The 15165-nt window shown below is 74.6% G+C and carries 15 protein-coding genes and 1 pseudogene; 9 read left to right on the top strand and 7 right to left on the bottom strand.

Annotation, left to right across the window (positions count from 1 at the left end; genetic code table 11):
• Together AQJ64_RS15240 and AQJ64_RS15235 are read right to left on the bottom strand one after the other, a co-directional pair.
• A partial coding sequence (locus AQJ64_RS15240) for an ATP-binding cassette domain-containing protein (protein WP_159060288.1) occupies positions 1–194 on the bottom strand: 194 nt, incomplete at its 3' end.
• 34 nt (positions 195–228) lie between these two features.
• Entirely contained in the window at positions 229–894 is a 666-nt protein-coding gene (locus AQJ64_RS15235) for a DUF4097 family beta strand repeat-containing protein (protein ID WP_059202701.1), read from the bottom strand.
• A 223-nt stretch (positions 895–1117) separates the two neighbouring features.
• Here AQJ64_RS15235 and AQJ64_RS15230 point away from each other — a divergent pair, with 223 nt between their 5' ends.
• The 5 genes from AQJ64_RS15230 to tsaE all read left to right on the top strand — a co-directional run bounded on the left by AQJ64_RS15230 (position 1118) and on the right by tsaE (position 6390).
• Positions 1118–1867, top strand: coding sequence for a GbsR/MarR family transcriptional regulator (locus tag AQJ64_RS15230; RefSeq protein WP_059202700.1), 750 nt, complete (start codon positions 1118–1120; stop codon positions 1865–1867).
• A 10-nt stretch (positions 1868–1877) separates the two neighbouring features.
• Complete coding sequence (locus AQJ64_RS15225; protein ID WP_079061667.1) at positions 1878–3323, top strand: NAD(P)H-hydrate dehydratase; 1446 nt, start codon at positions 1878–1880, stop codon at positions 3321–3323.
• A 66-nt stretch (positions 3324–3389) separates the two neighbouring features.
• Entirely contained in the window at positions 3390–4556 is a 1167-nt protein-coding gene (gene alr / locus AQJ64_RS15220; RefSeq protein WP_055639119.1) for an alanine racemase, read from the top strand.
• A gap of 99 nt (positions 4557–4655) precedes the next feature.
• Positions 4656–5912 carry an alpha/beta fold hydrolase gene (locus AQJ64_RS15215; RefSeq protein ID WP_059202698.1) on the top strand — a complete coding sequence of 419 codons (1257 nt, stop codon included), beginning with the start codon at positions 4656–4658 and terminating at the stop codon, positions 5910–5912.
• Positions 5878–6390, top strand: a complete 513-nt coding sequence (gene tsaE / locus AQJ64_RS15210; protein ID WP_059202697.1) for a tRNA (adenosine(37)-N6)-threonylcarbamoyltransferase complex ATPase subunit type 1 TsaE — start codon at positions 5878–5880, stop codon at positions 6388–6390. The genes AQJ64_RS15215 and tsaE overlap by 35 nt, the downstream gene beginning before the upstream one ends.
• A gap of 42 nt (positions 6391–6432) precedes the next feature.
• On the opposite strand, the gene AQJ64_RS15205 is transcribed toward tsaE, so the two are convergent.
• Both AQJ64_RS15205 and AQJ64_RS15200 read right to left on the bottom strand, forming a co-directional pair.
• Positions 6433–6612, bottom strand: a complete 180-nt coding sequence (locus AQJ64_RS15205; RefSeq protein WP_055639202.1) for a hypothetical protein — start codon at positions 6610–6612, stop codon at positions 6433–6435.
• Positions 6613–6736: 124 nt separating this feature from the next.
• A complete protein-coding gene (locus tag AQJ64_RS15200; RefSeq protein ID WP_244902653.1) occupies positions 6737–7288 on the bottom strand; it encodes a hypothetical protein in 552 nt (183 codons plus the stop codon).
• Between the two features lie 141 nt (positions 7289–7429).
• Here AQJ64_RS15200 and tsaB point away from each other — a divergent pair, with 141 nt between their 5' ends.
• From tsaB to AQJ64_RS50745, 4 genes and pseudogenes are all read left to right on the top strand, one after another.
• Positions 7430–8083 (top strand): tRNA (adenosine(37)-N6)-threonylcarbamoyltransferase complex dimerization subunit type 1 TsaB, encoded by a 654-nt coding sequence (gene tsaB, locus AQJ64_RS15195; RefSeq protein WP_055636992.1) that lies wholly within the window; start codon positions 7430–7432, stop codon positions 8081–8083.
• The gene (gene rimI / locus AQJ64_RS15190; RefSeq protein ID WP_055636991.1) at positions 8080–8625 is read left to right on the top strand and encodes a ribosomal protein S18-alanine N-acetyltransferase; all 546 of its coding nucleotides are present in this window, start codon (positions 8080–8082) and stop codon (positions 8623–8625) included. Before tsaB ends, rimI begins: the two co-directional genes overlap by 4 nt.
• The gene (gene tsaD, locus AQJ64_RS15185) at positions 8618–9721 is read left to right on the top strand and encodes a tRNA (adenosine(37)-N6)-threonylcarbamoyltransferase complex transferase subunit TsaD (protein WP_055636990.1); all 1104 of its coding nucleotides are present in this window, start codon (positions 8618–8620) and stop codon (positions 9719–9721) included. The genes rimI and tsaD overlap by 8 nt, the downstream gene beginning before the upstream one ends.
• A pseudogene (locus tag AQJ64_RS50745) lies at positions 9718–9963 on the top strand (hypothetical protein); the annotation flags it as partial. The gene tsaD and the pseudogene AQJ64_RS50745, both read left to right, overlap by 4 nt.
• Positions 9964–10275: 312 nt before the next feature.
• On the opposite strand, the gene AQJ64_RS15170 reads toward AQJ64_RS50745, so the two are convergent.
• The 3 genes from AQJ64_RS15170 to AQJ64_RS15160 all read right to left on the bottom strand — a co-directional run bounded on the left by AQJ64_RS15170 (position 10276) and on the right by AQJ64_RS15160 (position 15050).
• The gene (locus tag AQJ64_RS15170; RefSeq protein ID WP_055636989.1) at positions 10276–11217 is read right to left on the bottom strand and encodes a hypothetical protein; all 942 of its coding nucleotides are present in this window, start codon (positions 11215–11217) and stop codon (positions 10276–10278) included.
• Positions 11214–12665 (bottom strand): M48 family metallopeptidase, encoded by a 1452-nt coding sequence (locus AQJ64_RS15165; protein ID WP_055636988.1) that lies wholly within the window; start codon positions 12663–12665, stop codon positions 11214–11216. Before AQJ64_RS15165 ends, AQJ64_RS15170 begins: the two co-directional genes overlap by 4 nt.
• 75 nt (positions 12666–12740) lie before the next feature.
• A complete protein-coding gene (locus AQJ64_RS15160) occupies positions 12741–15050 on the bottom strand; it encodes a beta-xylosidase/alpha-l-arabinosidase (RefSeq protein ID WP_055636987.1) in 2310 nt (769 codons plus the stop codon).
• Positions 15051–15165: the final 115 nt, after the last annotated feature.

Genomic DNA, 15165 nt, shown 5'->3' with positions numbered 1-15165 from the left:
CCGACGCGGAGGTCGCCGGCGTCGGCGGTGACGAGGGTGGAGAGGATCTTGACGGCGGTGGTCTTGCCGGCCCCGTTCGGGCCGAGCAGGGAGAAGATCGTTCCTGACGGGACGGCCAGGTCGACGCCGTCCAGGACGGTCTTGTCGCCGTAGGACTTGCGCAGCCCGGTCGCCGCGATGGCGAGGTCGGTCATGAGAGGTGCCCCCTGTGTGCTCGGTGACTGCGGATCAGTGGCAGGCGGCGGTGATGTCGCCGTGGGAGGTGGTGGCGCGGATGTCGAGTGCGGCGGTGCCGTCGTTCTTCAGGGCGTTGCTGACGCGGCCGTAGCCGGTGCCGGCGTCCAGGACCGCCGAGACTCCGGCGGCCGCGGTGACCGAGATGTCGCCGGACTGGGTGCTGAGGACGACCGAGCCGCGTACGGCCTCGGCGATCCGGATGTCGCCCCGTGCGGTGCTGATCTCCGCGGGGCCGCCCAGCCGGCCGATCTCGATGTCGCCGTCGGTCGCGGTGAGGCGGATGCTCGCGGCCTCGTCGATCTTGATCTTGCGGTAGGCGCCCTCGAAGGCGACGTCGCCGAGGCGTCCCACCACCCGGAGTTCGGCGGCGGCGGACTTGCCGTCGACGCGGGAGCCGGCGGGCAGCTGGACGGTCACCTCGACGGATCCGGTGCTGCCGAGGATCCGGTTCTTCGCCGCCGGGGCCTCGACCCACAGCACACCGTCGGCGTAGGCGACCTCGATCTCCTCCGCCGCCTTCACGTCGCGGCTCTTGGAGGTGTCCGCGGGCCGGACGTCGACGGTGGTGTCGGCGCGGTCGGCGGCGATGAACTGGATGCGTCCGGAGGGGATGTCGAGGATCGCGGAGACGGGGGCGGGGGTGTCGAACTTCTGCATGGTGCGCTCCTTGGCTTCGTCGTTTCCGATGAGGGAAAAGCTACGTTGCGTTCATGAATCTGGCAACGAACTCGTTGCGCGAAGTCTGCATCGATGCAGGTGAAAGCCTGTAAATCGTTGCAATGGTTTTGAATTCAATGCAATGACCTGTGCTCTGCTCGTTGCAATGAATGGAGAGTGAAGGCTATGCTCGGGACCCTCACGGACCACGAAGGAGACCGGGATGCCGGGAGGCAGACTCACCCAGCAGGAACGCCAGCAGATCGCGCTGGGACTGGCCGACGGCCTCGCCTACGCGGAGATCGCCAGACGCCTGGACCGCCCGACCTCGACCGTCACCCGCGAGGTCATGCGCAACGGCGGCCCCGCCGGCTACCGCGCCGACCTCGCCCACCGGGCCACCGAACACCGTGCCCACCGCCGCAGACAGCCCGCGCCCCGCAGCGCGAACACGCCCGCGCTGCCCCATGGACGCGACGCCGAGGCCGTGCGCGCGTACGAGGAGGCGTTCACCACCCTCTTCATGCAGCAGGGCCTGCCCAGGATGGCCTCCGGGGTGCTGGCCTGCATCTACACCACCGACGAGGGCAGCCTCACCGCCTCCGAACTCGTCCAGCGCCTCCAGGTCAGCCCGGCGTCCGTCTCCAAGACGGTCGCGCTCCTGGAGAACATGGGCCTCATCCGCCGGGAACGCGGTGAAGGCCGCCGTGAGCGCTACGTCGTCGACACCGACGTCTGGTACCAGGGGATGATCGCCGCCGCCCGGTCCCACGCCCAGCTCGCCGAGACCGCACGCCAGGGCGTCGGCATCCTCGGCCCCGACACCCCGGCCGCCGTCCGGCTGGAGAACATCGCCCGCTTCGTCGACTTCGTCGGCGAGAGCATGGTCCGCGCCGCGGAGCAGGCCCGCGACATCCTCTACGCGAAAGCCGGAACCGCCCCGGACGACACCGCCGAGCCGGGCCCGGTGTGAGACTTGCGGCATGCGTACTGCCTTCTCTGTGGACACGGTTCGGAGTGCTGAGCGGGAGCTGATGGGGCGGCTGCCCGAAGGGGCGCTGATGCAGCGGGCCGCCGCCGGGCTCGCCGCCGCCTGCGCCGAGACGCTGGGGCGGGTGTACGGACGGCGGGTCGTGCTGCTCGTGGGCAGCGGGGACAACGGGGGTGACGCCCTGTACGCGGGAGCGCGGCTGGCCCGGCGGGGCGCCGGGGTGAGCGCGGTGCTGCTGGCGCCCGAACGGGTGCACGGCGGGGGGCTCGCCGCGCTGCGGCGGGCGGGCGGTGCCGTGGTGGGGGTGGACGGGGCCGAGGAGGTCGTCCGGCGGGCGGACCTCGTCGTGGACGGGATCGTCGGGATCGGGGGGAAGGGCGGGCTGCGGCCGGACGCGGCGGCGCTGGTCGCGGCCGTCGAGCGGTCGGGGGCCGTCGTCGTCGCCGTCGATCTGCCCAGCGGGGTGGAGGCCGACAGCGGGGAGGTGCGGGGGGCCGCCGTACGGGCCGATGTGACGGTGACGTTCGGGACGCACAAGCCGGCGCTGCTGATCGATCCCGCGCGGGAGCGCGCCGGCGTGGTGCGCCTCGTCGACATCGGGCTCGGGGACGTACTGCCGGACCGGGCCGAACTGGAGGCGCTCCAGCACGCCGACGTCGCCGCGCTGCTGCCCGAACCCGGGGGCGAGAGCGACAAGTACCGGCGGGGCGTGGTGGGGATCGCCGCCGGATCCGCGCGCTACCCCGGTGCCGCCGTGCTGGCCGTCGCGGGGGCGCTGCGGGGCGGGGCGGGAGCCGTACGGTACGTCGGGCCCGCCGGGCAGGCCGTGCTCGCGCGGTTCCCCGAGACGCTGGTGTCGGACCGGGGGCCCGAGAAGGCGGGGCGGGTGCAGGCGTGGGTGGTCGGGCCGGGGGCCGGGGACGACGCCGCGACCGTGGCCGAGGTGCTGGAGGCCGAGGTGCCGGTGCTGCTGGACGCGGACGGGCTGCGGCTCGCGGAGCGGGAGGCGGTACGGGGGCGGAGCGCGCCGACCCTGATGACCCCGCACGCGGGAGAGGCCGCCGCGCTGCTGGGGGTGACCCGCGAGGAGGTCGAGGGGGCCCGGCTCGCCGCCGTGCGGGAGCTGGCGGGGCGGTACGCGGCGACCGTGCTGCTGAAGGGGTCGACCACCCTGGTCACGGACCCCGCGGCCCCGGACGGGGGACCTGTGCGGGTGAACGCGACCGGGACGCCCTGGCTGGCCACCGCCGGGAGCGGGGACGTGCTGTCGGGGCTCGCCGGGTCGTTGCTGGCGGCGGGGCTGTCGGCGGTGGACGCGGGCAGTGCGGCGGCGTATCTGCACGGGCTCGCGGGGAGGCTCGCGGCGCAGGGCGCGCCGGTGGGGGCCCACGACGTGGCGGACGCGATTCCGAGGGCCTGGCGGGACGTACGGCGCTGAAAGGCGAAGGGGCGCTGCGGCCCGGCACTCAAGCGCTCCGCGGGGCCTCTGAGACACTGGGCGGCGATGAGTGAGAACGCCATGCCCCCTTCCGCCCCGCCGCGCGCCCGTGCCGAGATAGATCTGGGCGCGCTGCGGGCCAATGTGCGGACCCTGCGCGCCAAGGCGCCGGGGGCCGCGTTCATGGCGGTGGTCAAGGCCGACGGGTACGGGCACGGCGCCCTCGCCTGTGCCCGCGCCGCCGTGCAGGCGGGCGCCGGGTGGGTGGGGACCGCCACGCCCGAGGAGGCGCTCGCCCTGCGCGGGTCCGGGGCGTTGCCGGCCGACGTCAGGATCATGTGCTGGCTCTGGACACCCGGAGGGCCCTGGCGGGAGGCCGTCGAGGCCGATCTCGACGTGTCCGTGAGCGGGTTGTGGGCCCTGGAGGAGGTCATGCTCGCCGCGCACGCCGCGCGCAGGCCCGCGCGCGTGCAGCTCAAGGCCGACACCGGGCTCGGCCGGAACGGATGTCAGCCGGGCGAGGACTGGGACCGGCTCGTCGCCGCCGCGCTGGAGGCCGAGGAGGGCGGGCTGCTGCGGATCACCGGGCTGTGGTCGCACTTCGCCTGCGCCGACGAGCCCGGGCATCCGTCCGTCGCCGCCCAGCTCGGTCTGTTCCGGGAGATGGTCGCGTACGCCGAGGCGCGGGGGGTGCGGCCGGAGGTGCGGCACATCGCCAACTCGCCGGCCACGCTCACCGTCCCCGAGAGCCACTTCGACCTGGTCCGGCCGGGTGTCGCGATGTACGGCCTGTCGCCCAGCCCGCAGCTCGGCTCCGCCGCCGACCTCGGGCTCCGACCGGTGATGACGCTGGCCGCCTCGCTGGCGCTGGTCAAGCAGGTGCCCGGCGGGCACGGCGTCAGTTACGGGCACCACTACATGACCCCCGGCGCGACCACCCTCGGGCTGGTGCCGCTGGGGTACGCCGACGGGATCCCCCGGCACGCCTCCGGGACCGGCCCCGTGCTGGTGGCCGGCAAGTGGCGCACGGTCGCCGGGCGGATCGCGATGGACCAGTTCGTGGTCGACCTCGGCGGGGACGAGCCGGGCGCCGGGGCGCAGGCCGTGCTGTTCGGTCCGGGCGATCGCGGCGAGCCCACCGCGGAGGACTGGGCGCAGGCGGCCGGAACCATCGGGTACGAAATCGTCACGCGCATCGGAGCACGCGTTCCCCGCGTCTATGTGAACGAGTGACGAAGCGGGCAACCCGCGGGTAGGACACTTCTTCGGCGGCCGTGACCCGGCTGCGGGGCACGTCGTGGACAAGCACCTGGTGGACAGGAGGAGCGGTACGTGAGCGAGAGCAGTGCGGAGGCGGTGACGGACGCCGCCTCGGCGGCCGTCGCCGTCGTCTCCGCCACGGGGGCGGCCGGGGGCTGGCGCCGGGCGACCGGTATCGCCGGCGCCGCGATAGGCGTGATCGCCGCGGGCGCCGCGGCCGGCGTCGCCATCGAGCGGATGACCGTGGGGCGCGGGATGCGGGCCAAGGCCCGGCTCGCCCTGGACTCGGCGGGGCCGTACGGCGGGCTGCGCGGCACCCCCGGCAAGGCGATCGCCGACGACGGCACCGAGCTGTACTACGAGGTCGACGACGTCGAGCCGCAGGGCGGGCCCGCGGGGCGGCGGCGCCGGCTGTTCGGGCGCAAGGCGCCCCTTCCGGTCACCGTCGTCTTCAGCCACGGCTACTGCCTCACCCAGGACTCCTGGCACTTCCAGCGGGCGGCGCTGCGGGGTGTCGTACGGACCGTGCACTGGGACCAGCGCAGCCACGGGCGGTCCGCGCGCGGGGCGGCCCAGCTCCGGGACGACGTACCGCTCACCATCGACCAGCTCGGGCGCGATCTGAAGGCCGTGATCGACGCGGCCGTGCCCGAGGGGCCGATCGTGCTCGTCGGGCACTCCATGGGCGGGATGACCGTCATGGCGCTGGCCGCGCAGTATCCGGAGTTCCTGCGGGAGCGGGTGGTCGCCACCGCCTTCGTGGGGACCTCCTCCGGGCGGCTCGGCGAGGTCAACTTCGGGCTGCCGGTCGCCGGCGTCAACGCCGTACGGCGGGTGCTCCCGGGGGTGCTCAAGGCGCTCGGGCAGCAGGCCGCGCTGGTGGAGAAGGGGCGGCGGGCCACCGCCGATCTGTTCGCGGGGATCATCAAGCGGTACTCGTTCGCCTCGAAGGACGTCGATCCGGCCGTCGCCCGGTTCGCCGAGCGGATGATCGAGGGGACGCCGATCGATGTCGTCGCCGAGTTCTATCCGGCGTTCACGGACCACGACAAGACCGAGGCGCTCGGGCTGTTCGCCGGCATGCCGGTGCTCGTGCTGGCCGGCATCGGGGACCTCGTCACGCCCAGCGAGCACAGCGAGGCGATCGCCGATCTGCTGCCCGAGGCCGAGCTCGTGCTGGTCCCGGACGCCGGGCACCTCGTGATGCTGGAACACCCGGAAGTGGTCACCGACCGCCTCGCCGACCTCCTCACCCGCGCGGGTGCCGTCCCGGCAGGAGCTACCGTGGGTGGCTATGGAAGCACCAGCGGCACCGCACAACCCGGCTGAGATCGAGCTGACCGTCACCTCCCCCGAGCAGATGAGGGAGTTGGGCCGCCGCCTGGCCAAGCTGCTGCGGGCCGGCGACCTCGCGATGCTCAGCGGGGAGCTCGGCGCGGGCAAGACGACCCTCACCCGGGGGCTGGGGGAGGGGCTCGGGGTGCGCGGGGCCGTGACCTCGCCGACCTTCGTGATCGCCCGCGTCCACCCCTCCCTCGGGGACGGGCCGCCGCTCGTCCACGTCGACGCCTACCGCCTCGGCGGCGGGCTCGACGAGATGGAGGACCTCGACCTCGACGTGTCCCTGCCCGAGTCCGTGATCGTCGTGGAGTGGGGCGAGGGGAAGGTCGAGGAACTGACCGACGACCGGCTCCAGGTCCGCATCCACCGGGCCGTCGGCGACACCACGGACGAGGTGCGCCACGTGACCGTCACCGGTCTCGGCGAACGCTGGGCCGCCGCCGATCTGAGCGTGCTGGCCGCCTGAGGCGGCCAGGTGTATCGATCACGAGCGTTGTTGACACTCGCCCTAGGCCGCCCGGGGGTGCTCGGCGGGCCTTCTCCTGATGGCCGGGTCGGGCAGGCGCGGGGGTGTCGAGACGGCCTCGGCCGCGGCGCACGAGGAGAGCAGTTCGCGCATGGACACCCCGGCGAGCGTGAACGGCCGTGGCGGCTGGACCTCGGTGGTCTGGGGCTCGTCGGCCGGCATGGGACCTCCCGGAGACGGGGGGCTGGTTAGGTACACCTAACTAGCACTGGGATACCATGTGACCACGCGCAAGACGCCGTACGCAACATTTTGCCGACCGCTTGTCGGAAACCTTCACGCCAGGTCACCGGATCACGACGACCCGCTGCCCGATCGTCGCGAAGTCCCACATCGCGTCCCCGTCCGCCCGGGTCTGCCGGATCCCGCCCGTGCGCACCGTCGCGTCCGGCGCCGGGGCGGAGGCCCTCACCGCCGCGCTGAAGCCGATGACCACACCGTCCACCGAGGTGAACCGGACGACGTGCTCCACCGGGATCCCGTCGGTGCCGGTGACCGCGCCCGAGCGGGAGGTCACCGTGTAGCCGCCGGGCAGCGGGTCGACCCGGCCCGCGGTGACCCGGAACGTGCGCTCGACGTTGCCCGCCATGCCGACCAGCCACACGCGGTCGTCGTCCAGCGAGTACACGACCCGCCGGCCCGTGCCCGAGTCCCCGGGCAGCGCGGTGGGGTGCGCCCGGTCGCGCGGCGCCTTGCCGACGGCGGCGGAGGGGGCCGGGGCGGGGGACTTGCCCAGTCCCGGGGGCACGTGCGCGGAGGCCTGGTAGGCGAGGAACCCGACCGTCGCCACGGCCGCCGCCGTGAGCCCGGCGACGAGGGTCGAGCTGCTGACTGCCACCGGCGACCACCTCATCGTCGTTGCATCACAAGCTGTAAACGGAAAAATTGTTGTATGTCGTGTTTCCCGGCGACCGTAGCAGCCACCACCGGCTCCGCCCGGACATCCGACACACGCGCCCGGGAGCCGTAGGCTGTTTGCGTGCTCTTGCTCGCTCTGGATACCGCCACCCCCGCCGTCACCGTCGCGCTCCACGACGGCACGGACGTCATCGCCTCCTCCAGTCAGGTGGACGCCCGCCGGCACGGCGAGCTGCTGCTGCCGGCCGTCGACCGACTGCTCACCGAGGCGGGGCGCGCCCTGGACGCCGTCACGGCGGTCGTCGTCGGGGTCGGCCCCGGCCCCTACACCGGGCTGCGCGTCGGGCTGATGACCGCCGACACCTTCGGGCTCGCGCTCGGCGTCCCGGTGCACGGGCTGTGCACCCTCGACGGCCTCGCCTACGCCTCCGACCTCTCGGGACCCTTCGTCGTGGCGACCGACGCCCGGCGCAAGGAGGTCTACTGGGCGCGCTACGACGACTCCCGCACCCGCGTCACGGAACCCGCCGTGGACCGGCCCGCCGACATCGCCGGCCAGGTCGCGGGGCTGCCCGCGGTCGGCGCGGGCGCGCTGCTGTACCCCGACACCTTCCCGAACGCGCACGAGCCCGAGCACGTCTCGGCCGCGGCCCTGGCCTCCCTGGCCGCCGAGCGGCTGGCGGCGGGCGAGGAACTGCCCGCGCCGCGCCCGCTGTATCTGCGCCGGCCGGACGCCCAGGTCCCCAAGAACTACAAGGTGGTCACCCCCAAGTGACCGACTCTGTGACCCCGAGCCTGCGCGAGATGCGCTGGTGGGACATCGATCCCGTGCTGGAACTGGAGAAGGACCTCTTCCCCGAGGACGCCTGGTCCCGGGGCATGTTCTGGTCCGAGCTGGCGCACTCCCGGGGGGCCGAGGCCACCCGCCGCTATCTCGTCGCCGAACAGGACGGCCGGGTCGTCGGGTACGCCGGGCTCGCCTCCGCCGGGACGGCGTCCGACAGCGACTCCGCCGCGGGCGCCGACATCCAGACGATCGCCGTCGCCCGCGACCAGTGGGGCACCGGCCTCGGCAGCCGGCTGCTCACCGAGCTGCTGAGGGCGGCGACCGCCTTCGACTGCGCCGAGGTGATGCTGGAGTGCCGGGTCGACAACGTCCGGGCGCAGAAGCTCTACGAACGCTTCGGCTTCGAGGCGATCGGCTTCCGGCGCGGCTACTACCAGCCCGGCAACGTGGACGCCCTGGTCATGCGCCTGACCGACCCGGCGGCGTCCCTACGCCAAGAAGACACCCAAGGAACCGACACCCATGGCTGACGAACCCCTCGTCCTCGGCATCGAGACCTCCTGCGACGAGACCGGCGTCGGCATCGTCCGGGGCACCACCCTGCTGGCGGACGCCGTCGCCTCCAGCGTCGACGAGCACGCCCGCTTCGGCGGGGTCGTCCCCGAGGTGGCCTCCCGCGCCCACCTGGAGGCGATGGTCCCCACCATCGACCGGGCGCTGAAGGAGGCGGGCGTCGGCGCGAAGGACCTCGACGGCATCGCCGTCACCGCCGGACCCGGCCTGGCCGGCGCGCTGCTGGTCGGCGTCTCGGCGGCGAAGACGTACGCCTACGCCCTCGGCAAGCCCCTCTACGGCGTCAACCACCTCGCCTCGCACATCTGCGTCGACCAGCTGGAGCACGGCCCGCTGCCCGAGCCGACGATGGCGCTGCTGGTCTCCGGCGGCCACTCCTCGCTGCTGCTGTCCTCCGACATCACCTCCGACGTCCGCCCGATGGGCGCCACCATCGACGACGCGGCGGGCGAGGCCTTCGACAAGATCGCGCGCGTGCTGAACCTGGGCTTCCCCGGCGGGCCGGTCATCGACCGCTACGCCCGTGAGGGCGACCCGGCGGCCATCGCCTTCCCGCGCGGTCTGACCGGGCCGCGCGATCCGGCGTACGACTTCTCCTTCTCCGGGCTGAAGACGGCCGTCGCCCGCTGGATCGAGGCCCGGCGGGCGGCCGGCGAGGAGGTGCCGGTGCGGGACGTGGCGGCCTCCTTCCAGGAGGCGGTCGTGGACGTCCTGACCCGCAAGGCCGTACGGGCCTGCAAGGACGAGGGCGTCGACCACCTCATGATCGGCGGCGGGGTCGCCGCCAACTCGCGGCTGCGGGTCCTGGCCCAGGAGCGCTGCGAGAAGGCGGGCATCCGGCTGCGGGTGCCCCGCCCCAAGCTGTGCACGGACAACGGCGCGATGGTCGCCGCCCTCGGCGCGGAGATGGTCGCCCGGGGCCGCGCGGCGTCGAGCTGGGACCTGTCGGCGGACTCCTCGCTCCCGGTGACGGACCCTCATGTCCCCGGCCGCGACCCCGGCCACGACCACGACCATGTGCACGAGGCCGGCGGGGAGAACCTCTACTCATGACGGTCGCGCTGATGTGGGAGGCCCGGGCGGCGCAGGGCCGGGGTGCCGACCTGCTCACCTGGGCCGACGCGCAGTCCCTCGCGGAACCCCCCCTGCGCCGCGAGACCTTCCGCGCCCCCCAGGACCGGGTCCTCGTCATCACCTGGTGGGACGCGGAGTACGACGCCGCACTCCCCGAACTCCCCGATCCGGCACCCGGCCTGGTGACCCGCCCGGTCCACCGCTGGCGCTTCGCGTCGGTCGAGCGGTCCTGGTACGCCGTCCGCTGCGTCTTCCGCCACGGCCCCCTCGGCGTCTACGAGGAGCGCCTCACCCTGTGGACCGCCGGCTCCCCCGACGAGGCCGTCGCCCGCGCGGAGGCCGAGGCGGGCGCGTACTGCGCGGGCCTCGACGGCGTGGAGTACGTCCGTTTCGCCGAGGTCCACACCCTCGGTACGGCCCCCGGCGAGGGCACGGAGGTCTTCTCCCTCATGCGCGAGAGCACCCTGCCGCCGGGCGAGTACGTGCGGCGCTTCTTCGCCACGGGGGCCGAGCGGACGGACGGCTGACGGGCCTCACGGCTGCGGCGCCGACAGGAGCCACACCGAGGTGGTCAGGGTCGCGCAGGACAGGACGAAGGCCAGGGTGCCGGTCAGGGTCGGGCCCGTCATGACCAGGCCCAGGGTGAGGCCGAGGAGGGTGCCCAGGCCGGTGGAGGCGGCCGCCTCGCGCCAGGGGGGAGCGGCCGTGGTGCCGGGCGGGAGGACGAAGGCGTCGCGGAGGTCGGTGCGCAGGACGTCGTCGTCGAGGACCGCGCCGGCCGGGGGGTGGTCGCGCGGCCGGCCCAGGGAGACCAGACGGGTGCCGTCGGGGAGGGCCGTGACGGTGCGGCGGCCGGTGCCGTGCACCGTGACCGGGAGCTCGGCCGGCGCCTCGTGCAGGGCGGGGTGCCACATGACCCGTTGCCAGTGGGTACGGCCCTCGGGGCCCGTCAGTTCCAGCCAGGTCGCCCTCGACGCGCGCCAGGCCGCCCGACGGGTGCCGGTGCGCACCCGGGCCGTCATCGGGCGGCCGGGCCGGCGGGCGGCCAGCCGGAAGCGCAGGCCCCGCCAGAGCCAGACGAGGGTCAGCGGCAGGGCCACGGCGGCGCCCAGGAAGACCGGGACGATCAGGTCGTCCTCCTCGGCCGTCTCGTCCGGGTCGGCCGGGAAGCCCCGGGGGTCGCCGGCGGTGGGGTCGTAGGCGACCCGGAAGTCCTTGCCCTCGGCGTAGCGGTCGGTGTCGTAGACGCCGAAGCGCTGGACGTGGGTGCGGCCCGTGCCGTCGGTCCAGCGGACACGGATGTCCAGGTCGTCGCCGATGCCGTCCTCGACGACCACGCCGGTCGTACGGGCCGTGGCCCGGTCGCGGGCGTCCAGGTAGCCGTCGGCGTGGAGGCCGAGCCAGCCGGCGAACAGGGCGTAGCCGGCCAGGGTGACGGCGATGCCGAGGAGGGCCGCGCGCAGGGGGGTTCTCATGCGGGCGTCTCCTCGGTGCTCGGCAGCAGGGCGCGGGGGGCGGTCGGGTCCGTGGCCGTCACGGCCTCGGCGAGCAGTTCGCGCAGGTCCACCGTGCGCCTGTCCGGGGAGGTCAGGACCGTGTCCGTCCAGCGCGTGGCCGCGGTCCAGCCGGAGGTCTCCAGGACTTCGGCCAGCGCCGAGGCCACCGCCGCGGTCCAGACCGTGCGGGCCACGTGGGCGCGTACGGCGCGGGGGACCCGGCGCAGGCCGGGCTCCAGCCGGCGGGCCAGCCCTCGCCAGGTGCCGTCGGCGAGCGTGTCCAGGGCCGCGGTGACCGCCGCCTCCGGGGTGTCGTGCCCGGTCGCCTTGAACAGCCGGGCCGTGGGCGAGTCGTCGTCGAGGCCGCGCAGTTCGTCGGCGGGCAGGTCGAGCAGCCGTACCGCCTCGACGTCGTTCTCGTCCTCGCCGTCCTGGAGGGCGAGACGGTGGACGCACCAGCGGGTGATCTCCGCCGCGTTGCGCAGGGGGACCGGTGAGCCGCCGTACGTTCCCGTGCCCGGGAGCGCGGGCAGTGCGGCCAGGCGGACCGGCTCGGGCGGGTGGTCGGCCGCCGCGTACGGGTCGATCGTGTCCTCGTCGGCGGCGGCGAGGGCGGCGCGGTGGGCCACGTGCGGGTCGGCGAGGGCGGTCTCGAGGGCGTCGTAGAAGTCCTCGGGCCAGGCGTCCCGTTCGGCGAGGTCGGACAGCCAGGGTTCGCCGAGGCCCTCGAAGACGGCGTGCAGCCGGACGGTCCGCCGCAGGGCCGCCGCCGTGGCGTCGGTGCCGGCGATCCGCGCCGCGTCGGTGTCGGCGGCCGTCTCCGCCTGCCAGAAGTCGGGCTGGGAGGCGCGCAGGAGGGGTGCGGCCAGGGGTGCGAGGGGGCGGAAGGGGGCGTCCAGGCGGTCGGCGAGGCGGGAGCGGGCGTACCGCAGGAGGGTGGCGCGGCGGCTGTTCACATGGCGGTGGTGAGCCAGCTCATGGGCGACGACGGAGGCGAGTTCGGCCTCCGTGAGGGTGCGCAGCAGGGGCAGGCCCAGGAAGAGGACGTGGGTGCGCACCCCGGAGACCCGGGCCGTGCCCAGGGAGGCCTGGACGACCGGGACGATCCGGACCAGGAGGGGGGCGCGGAAGCCGAGGCGGTCGGCCACGTCCCGGACGAGCGCGGCCAGTTCGGGTTCGTCGCCGGGGTGCACGGCCCGGCCGGGCAGCGGGCCGCGGTCCCGGGCGACGGCGCCGGTGATGCCGAACCAGAACAGCAGCAGCGGGGCGAGCGGCGCCCAGTCCGGGCCCCAGAGCAGGCAGACGGTGAGCAGGCCCGCGCCGACGACGGCCGTGGGGAGCAGCCCGACGGTCAGCAGGGCGGCGGCGAGCAGCCACTGCCGGGCTGCGGTGTGCCGCGGGGGCGGTTCCGGTATGGGGGTGTCCATGGGGGCGGTTCCCGTCGCGCGCCTGGTTGCAGGAGGTCGGCGGATTCTGACACATGGGCACCCACCGGGCGCACCTCAGTTCCGTACGACCTCCGTCCCGCACCGCAGCCGCCGGTCCGCCCCCACCTCGCGCACCGGACCCGTCAGCCGCAGCCGGGCCGTCTCCCGCACCAGCGCGCTGGACGTGCCCAGCCGCAGCTCCAGCTCGCCCGGTTCGACGACCCGGCGTCCCGCGCGGTCGGTGAAGGCGGACAGGTCGGTGTGGAAGCGGAAGGTGACCCGGGCGGACTCGCCGTCGGCGAGGTCGAGCCGCTGGTAGCCGATCAGCCGGACGTCGGGGCGGGTCACGCTCGCCACCGGGTCGTGCAGATACAGCTGGACGACCTCGGTGCCCGGCCGGGGGCCGGTGTTGCGGACGGTGACGGACAGGTCGTACGAGCCGTCCGTGCCGATCTCCGTCTCCGGGCCGCCGCCGGTGAAGTCCTCCCAGGTGAAGGAGGTGTACGAGCGGCCGTGGCCGAAGGCGTACAGCGGGGTCGGGTCCAGGCTGCTGACCTCGCCCGCCAGGCCAAGCGGCGGCTGGAGGTAGGTCCAGGGCTGGCCGCCGGGCACGCGCGGCACGCTGACCGGGAGGCGGCCGGAGGGGTTGAGGCGGCCCGACAGCACGCCGGTCACCGCCGGGCCGCCCTCCTCCCCCGGGAAGAAGGCCTGGACGACCGCGCCCAGCCGCCCGTGCCAGCGGCCGAGCGCGTAGGGGCGGCCGGTGAGCAGGACCAGGACGACGGGGACGCCCGTCGCGACCAGCGCGTCCAGCAGTTCGCTCTGGACGCCGGGCAGGGTCAGGTCGGCCACGTCGCAGCCCTCGCCGGAGGTGCCCCGGCCGAACAGGCCCGCCCGGTCGCCGAGCACCGCCACGCACACGTCCGCCTCGGAGGCGCGCGCGATGGCCTCGGTGAAGCCGGAGGGGTCGGGGTCGGAGACCGGGCAGCCCTCGGTGAACGTCACCTTGGCGTCGGGGAGTTCGGTGCGCAGGGACTCCAGCAGGGTGGGGATCTCGATGCCGGGCTCCACCCCGGGGTGGTGGGGGAGGACATGGGAGGGGAAGGAGTAGCAGCCGAGCATCGCCAGGGCGTCCGCCGCCCGCGGGCCGACCACCGCGATCCGGGTGTCGGGGGCGAGGGGGAGCAGTCCGTCGGGGTTGTCGAGCAGGACCACCGACTCCTCGGCCAGCCGGCGGGCCAGCGCGCGGTTCGCGGCCGGGTCGAGGTCCACGGACTCCGGGTGCTGCGGCTGCCAGTCCTCGTCCAGCAGGCCCAGTTCGCACTTCTGGAGCAGGACCCGGCGGGCCGCCCGGTCGACCAGTTCCTCGGGGATCTCGCCCGCCCGGACCGCCGCGACCAGCGCCTCGCCGTAGTGTTTCACCGTGGGCAGCTCGACATCGATGCCGGCCTCCAGCGCGAGGTGCGCCGTCTCGGCGGGGGTGCCCGCGACCCGGTGCAGGGTCTGGAGGAAGCCGATGCCGAAGTAGTCGGCGACGACCGTGCCGGTGAAGCCCCACTCCTCGCGCAGGAGGCGGGTCAGCAGCTCCGGGTCGGCGGAGGCGGGGACGCCGTCGCGTTCGGTGTAGGCGGCCATCACCGAGCGGGCGCCGCCCTCGCGGAGCGCCATCTCGAACGGCGGGAGGGTCACGTCCGCGAACTCGCGGGTGCCCGCCCGCACCGGGGCCAGATTGCGGGCGCCGGCGGAGGAGGCGTACCCGGCGAAGTGCTTGAGGGTGGCGACGACCCCGGCGGACTCCAGGCCCCGGACGTAGGCCGTGCCGACGGTGGCGACCAGGTACGGGTCCTCGCCGATCGTCTCCTCGACCCGTCCCCAGCGCGGGTCGCGGACCACGTCCAGGACGGGGGCCAGGCCTTGGTGGACGCCGACCGCGCGCAGATCGCGGCCGATCGCGGCGCCCATCTCCTCGACCAGCGGCGGGTCGAAGGCGGCGCCCCAGGCCAGCGGGACCGGGTAGGCGGTGGCCCGCCAGGCGGTGAACCCGGCCAGGCACTCCTCGTGGGCGAGGGCCGGGATGCCGAAGCGGCCCGCCGCGGCGATCCGGCGCTGGGCGGCGGCCAGGGCGCGGGCGCCGGTCGCCGGGTCGACGGGGGCGGTGCCGAAGGGGCGGGTGAGCTGGCCGAGCCCCCGGGTGATCAGGTCGTCCCACTCGTAGTCGGCGGTCATGTCGTGCTGGTGCGGGGCGACTCCCCCGCCGTCCGTCGCGGCGCCGACCCACACGCCGTACAGCTGGGCGGTCCTCTCCTCCAGGGTCATCCGGGAGAGCAGGTCGTCGACTCGGGCGGCGGCGGGCAGAGCGCGGTCACGCCAGGGGGCGGTGGTCATGAAACTCCTGTCCCGGGGGATCCTGTCCCGAAGGATTCGAATGTTTCGTAACACACTTCGAATGTTCCGGGAACCTATGGCGCTGAGAGGGGTTAGTCAAGAGGCCGCGCGGGGA

Origin of the sequence: Streptomyces griseoruber (assembly GCF_001514205.1) — a bacterium.
In the GTDB taxonomy this organism is placed as follows: Bacteria; Actinomycetota; Actinomycetes; order Streptomycetales; family Streptomycetaceae; genus Streptomyces; species Streptomyces griseoruber.
This window is presented reverse-complemented; position numbering and strand designations above follow the sequence as displayed.

What these genes read in the sequence shown, in the direction of transcription:
- AQJ64_RS15225 (WP_079061667.1), top strand. Translation starts at nt 1,878, where the DNA reads ATGCGTACTGCCTTCTCTGTGGACACGGTTCGGAGTGCTGAGCGGGAG.
- AQJ64_RS15165 (WP_055636988.1), bottom strand. Translation starts at nt 12,665, where the DNA reads ATGGACACCCCCATACCGGAACCGCCCCCGCGGCACACCGCAGCCCGG.
- tsaE (WP_059202697.1), top strand. Translation starts at nt 5,878, where the DNA reads ATGGAAGCACCAGCGGCACCGCACAACCCGGCTGAGATCGAGCTGACC.
- tsaD (WP_055636990.1), top strand. Translation starts at nt 8,618, where the DNA reads ATGGCTGACGAACCCCTCGTCCTCGGCATCGAGACCTCCTGCGACGAG.
- AQJ64_RS15230 (WP_059202700.1), top strand. Translation starts at nt 1,118, where the DNA reads ATGCCGGGAGGCAGACTCACCCAGCAGGAACGCCAGCAGATCGCGCTG.
- AQJ64_RS15205 (WP_055639202.1), bottom strand. Translation starts at nt 6,612, where the DNA reads ATGCCGGCCGACGAGCCCCAGACCACCGAGGTCCAGCCGCCACGGCCG.
- AQJ64_RS15170 (WP_055636989.1), bottom strand. Translation starts at nt 11,217, where the DNA reads ATGAGAACCCCCCTGCGCGCGGCCCTCCTCGGCATCGCCGTCACCCTG.
- AQJ64_RS15235 (WP_059202701.1), bottom strand. Translation starts at nt 894, where the DNA reads ATGCAGAAGTTCGACACCCCCGCCCCCGTCTCCGCGATCCTCGACATC.
- AQJ64_RS15160 (WP_055636987.1), bottom strand. Translation starts at nt 15,050, where the DNA reads ATGACCACCGCCCCCTGGCGTGACCGCGCTCTGCCCGCCGCCGCCCGA.
- alr (WP_055639119.1), top strand. Translation starts at nt 3,390, where the DNA reads ATGAGTGAGAACGCCATGCCCCCTTCCGCCCCGCCGCGCGCCCGTGCC.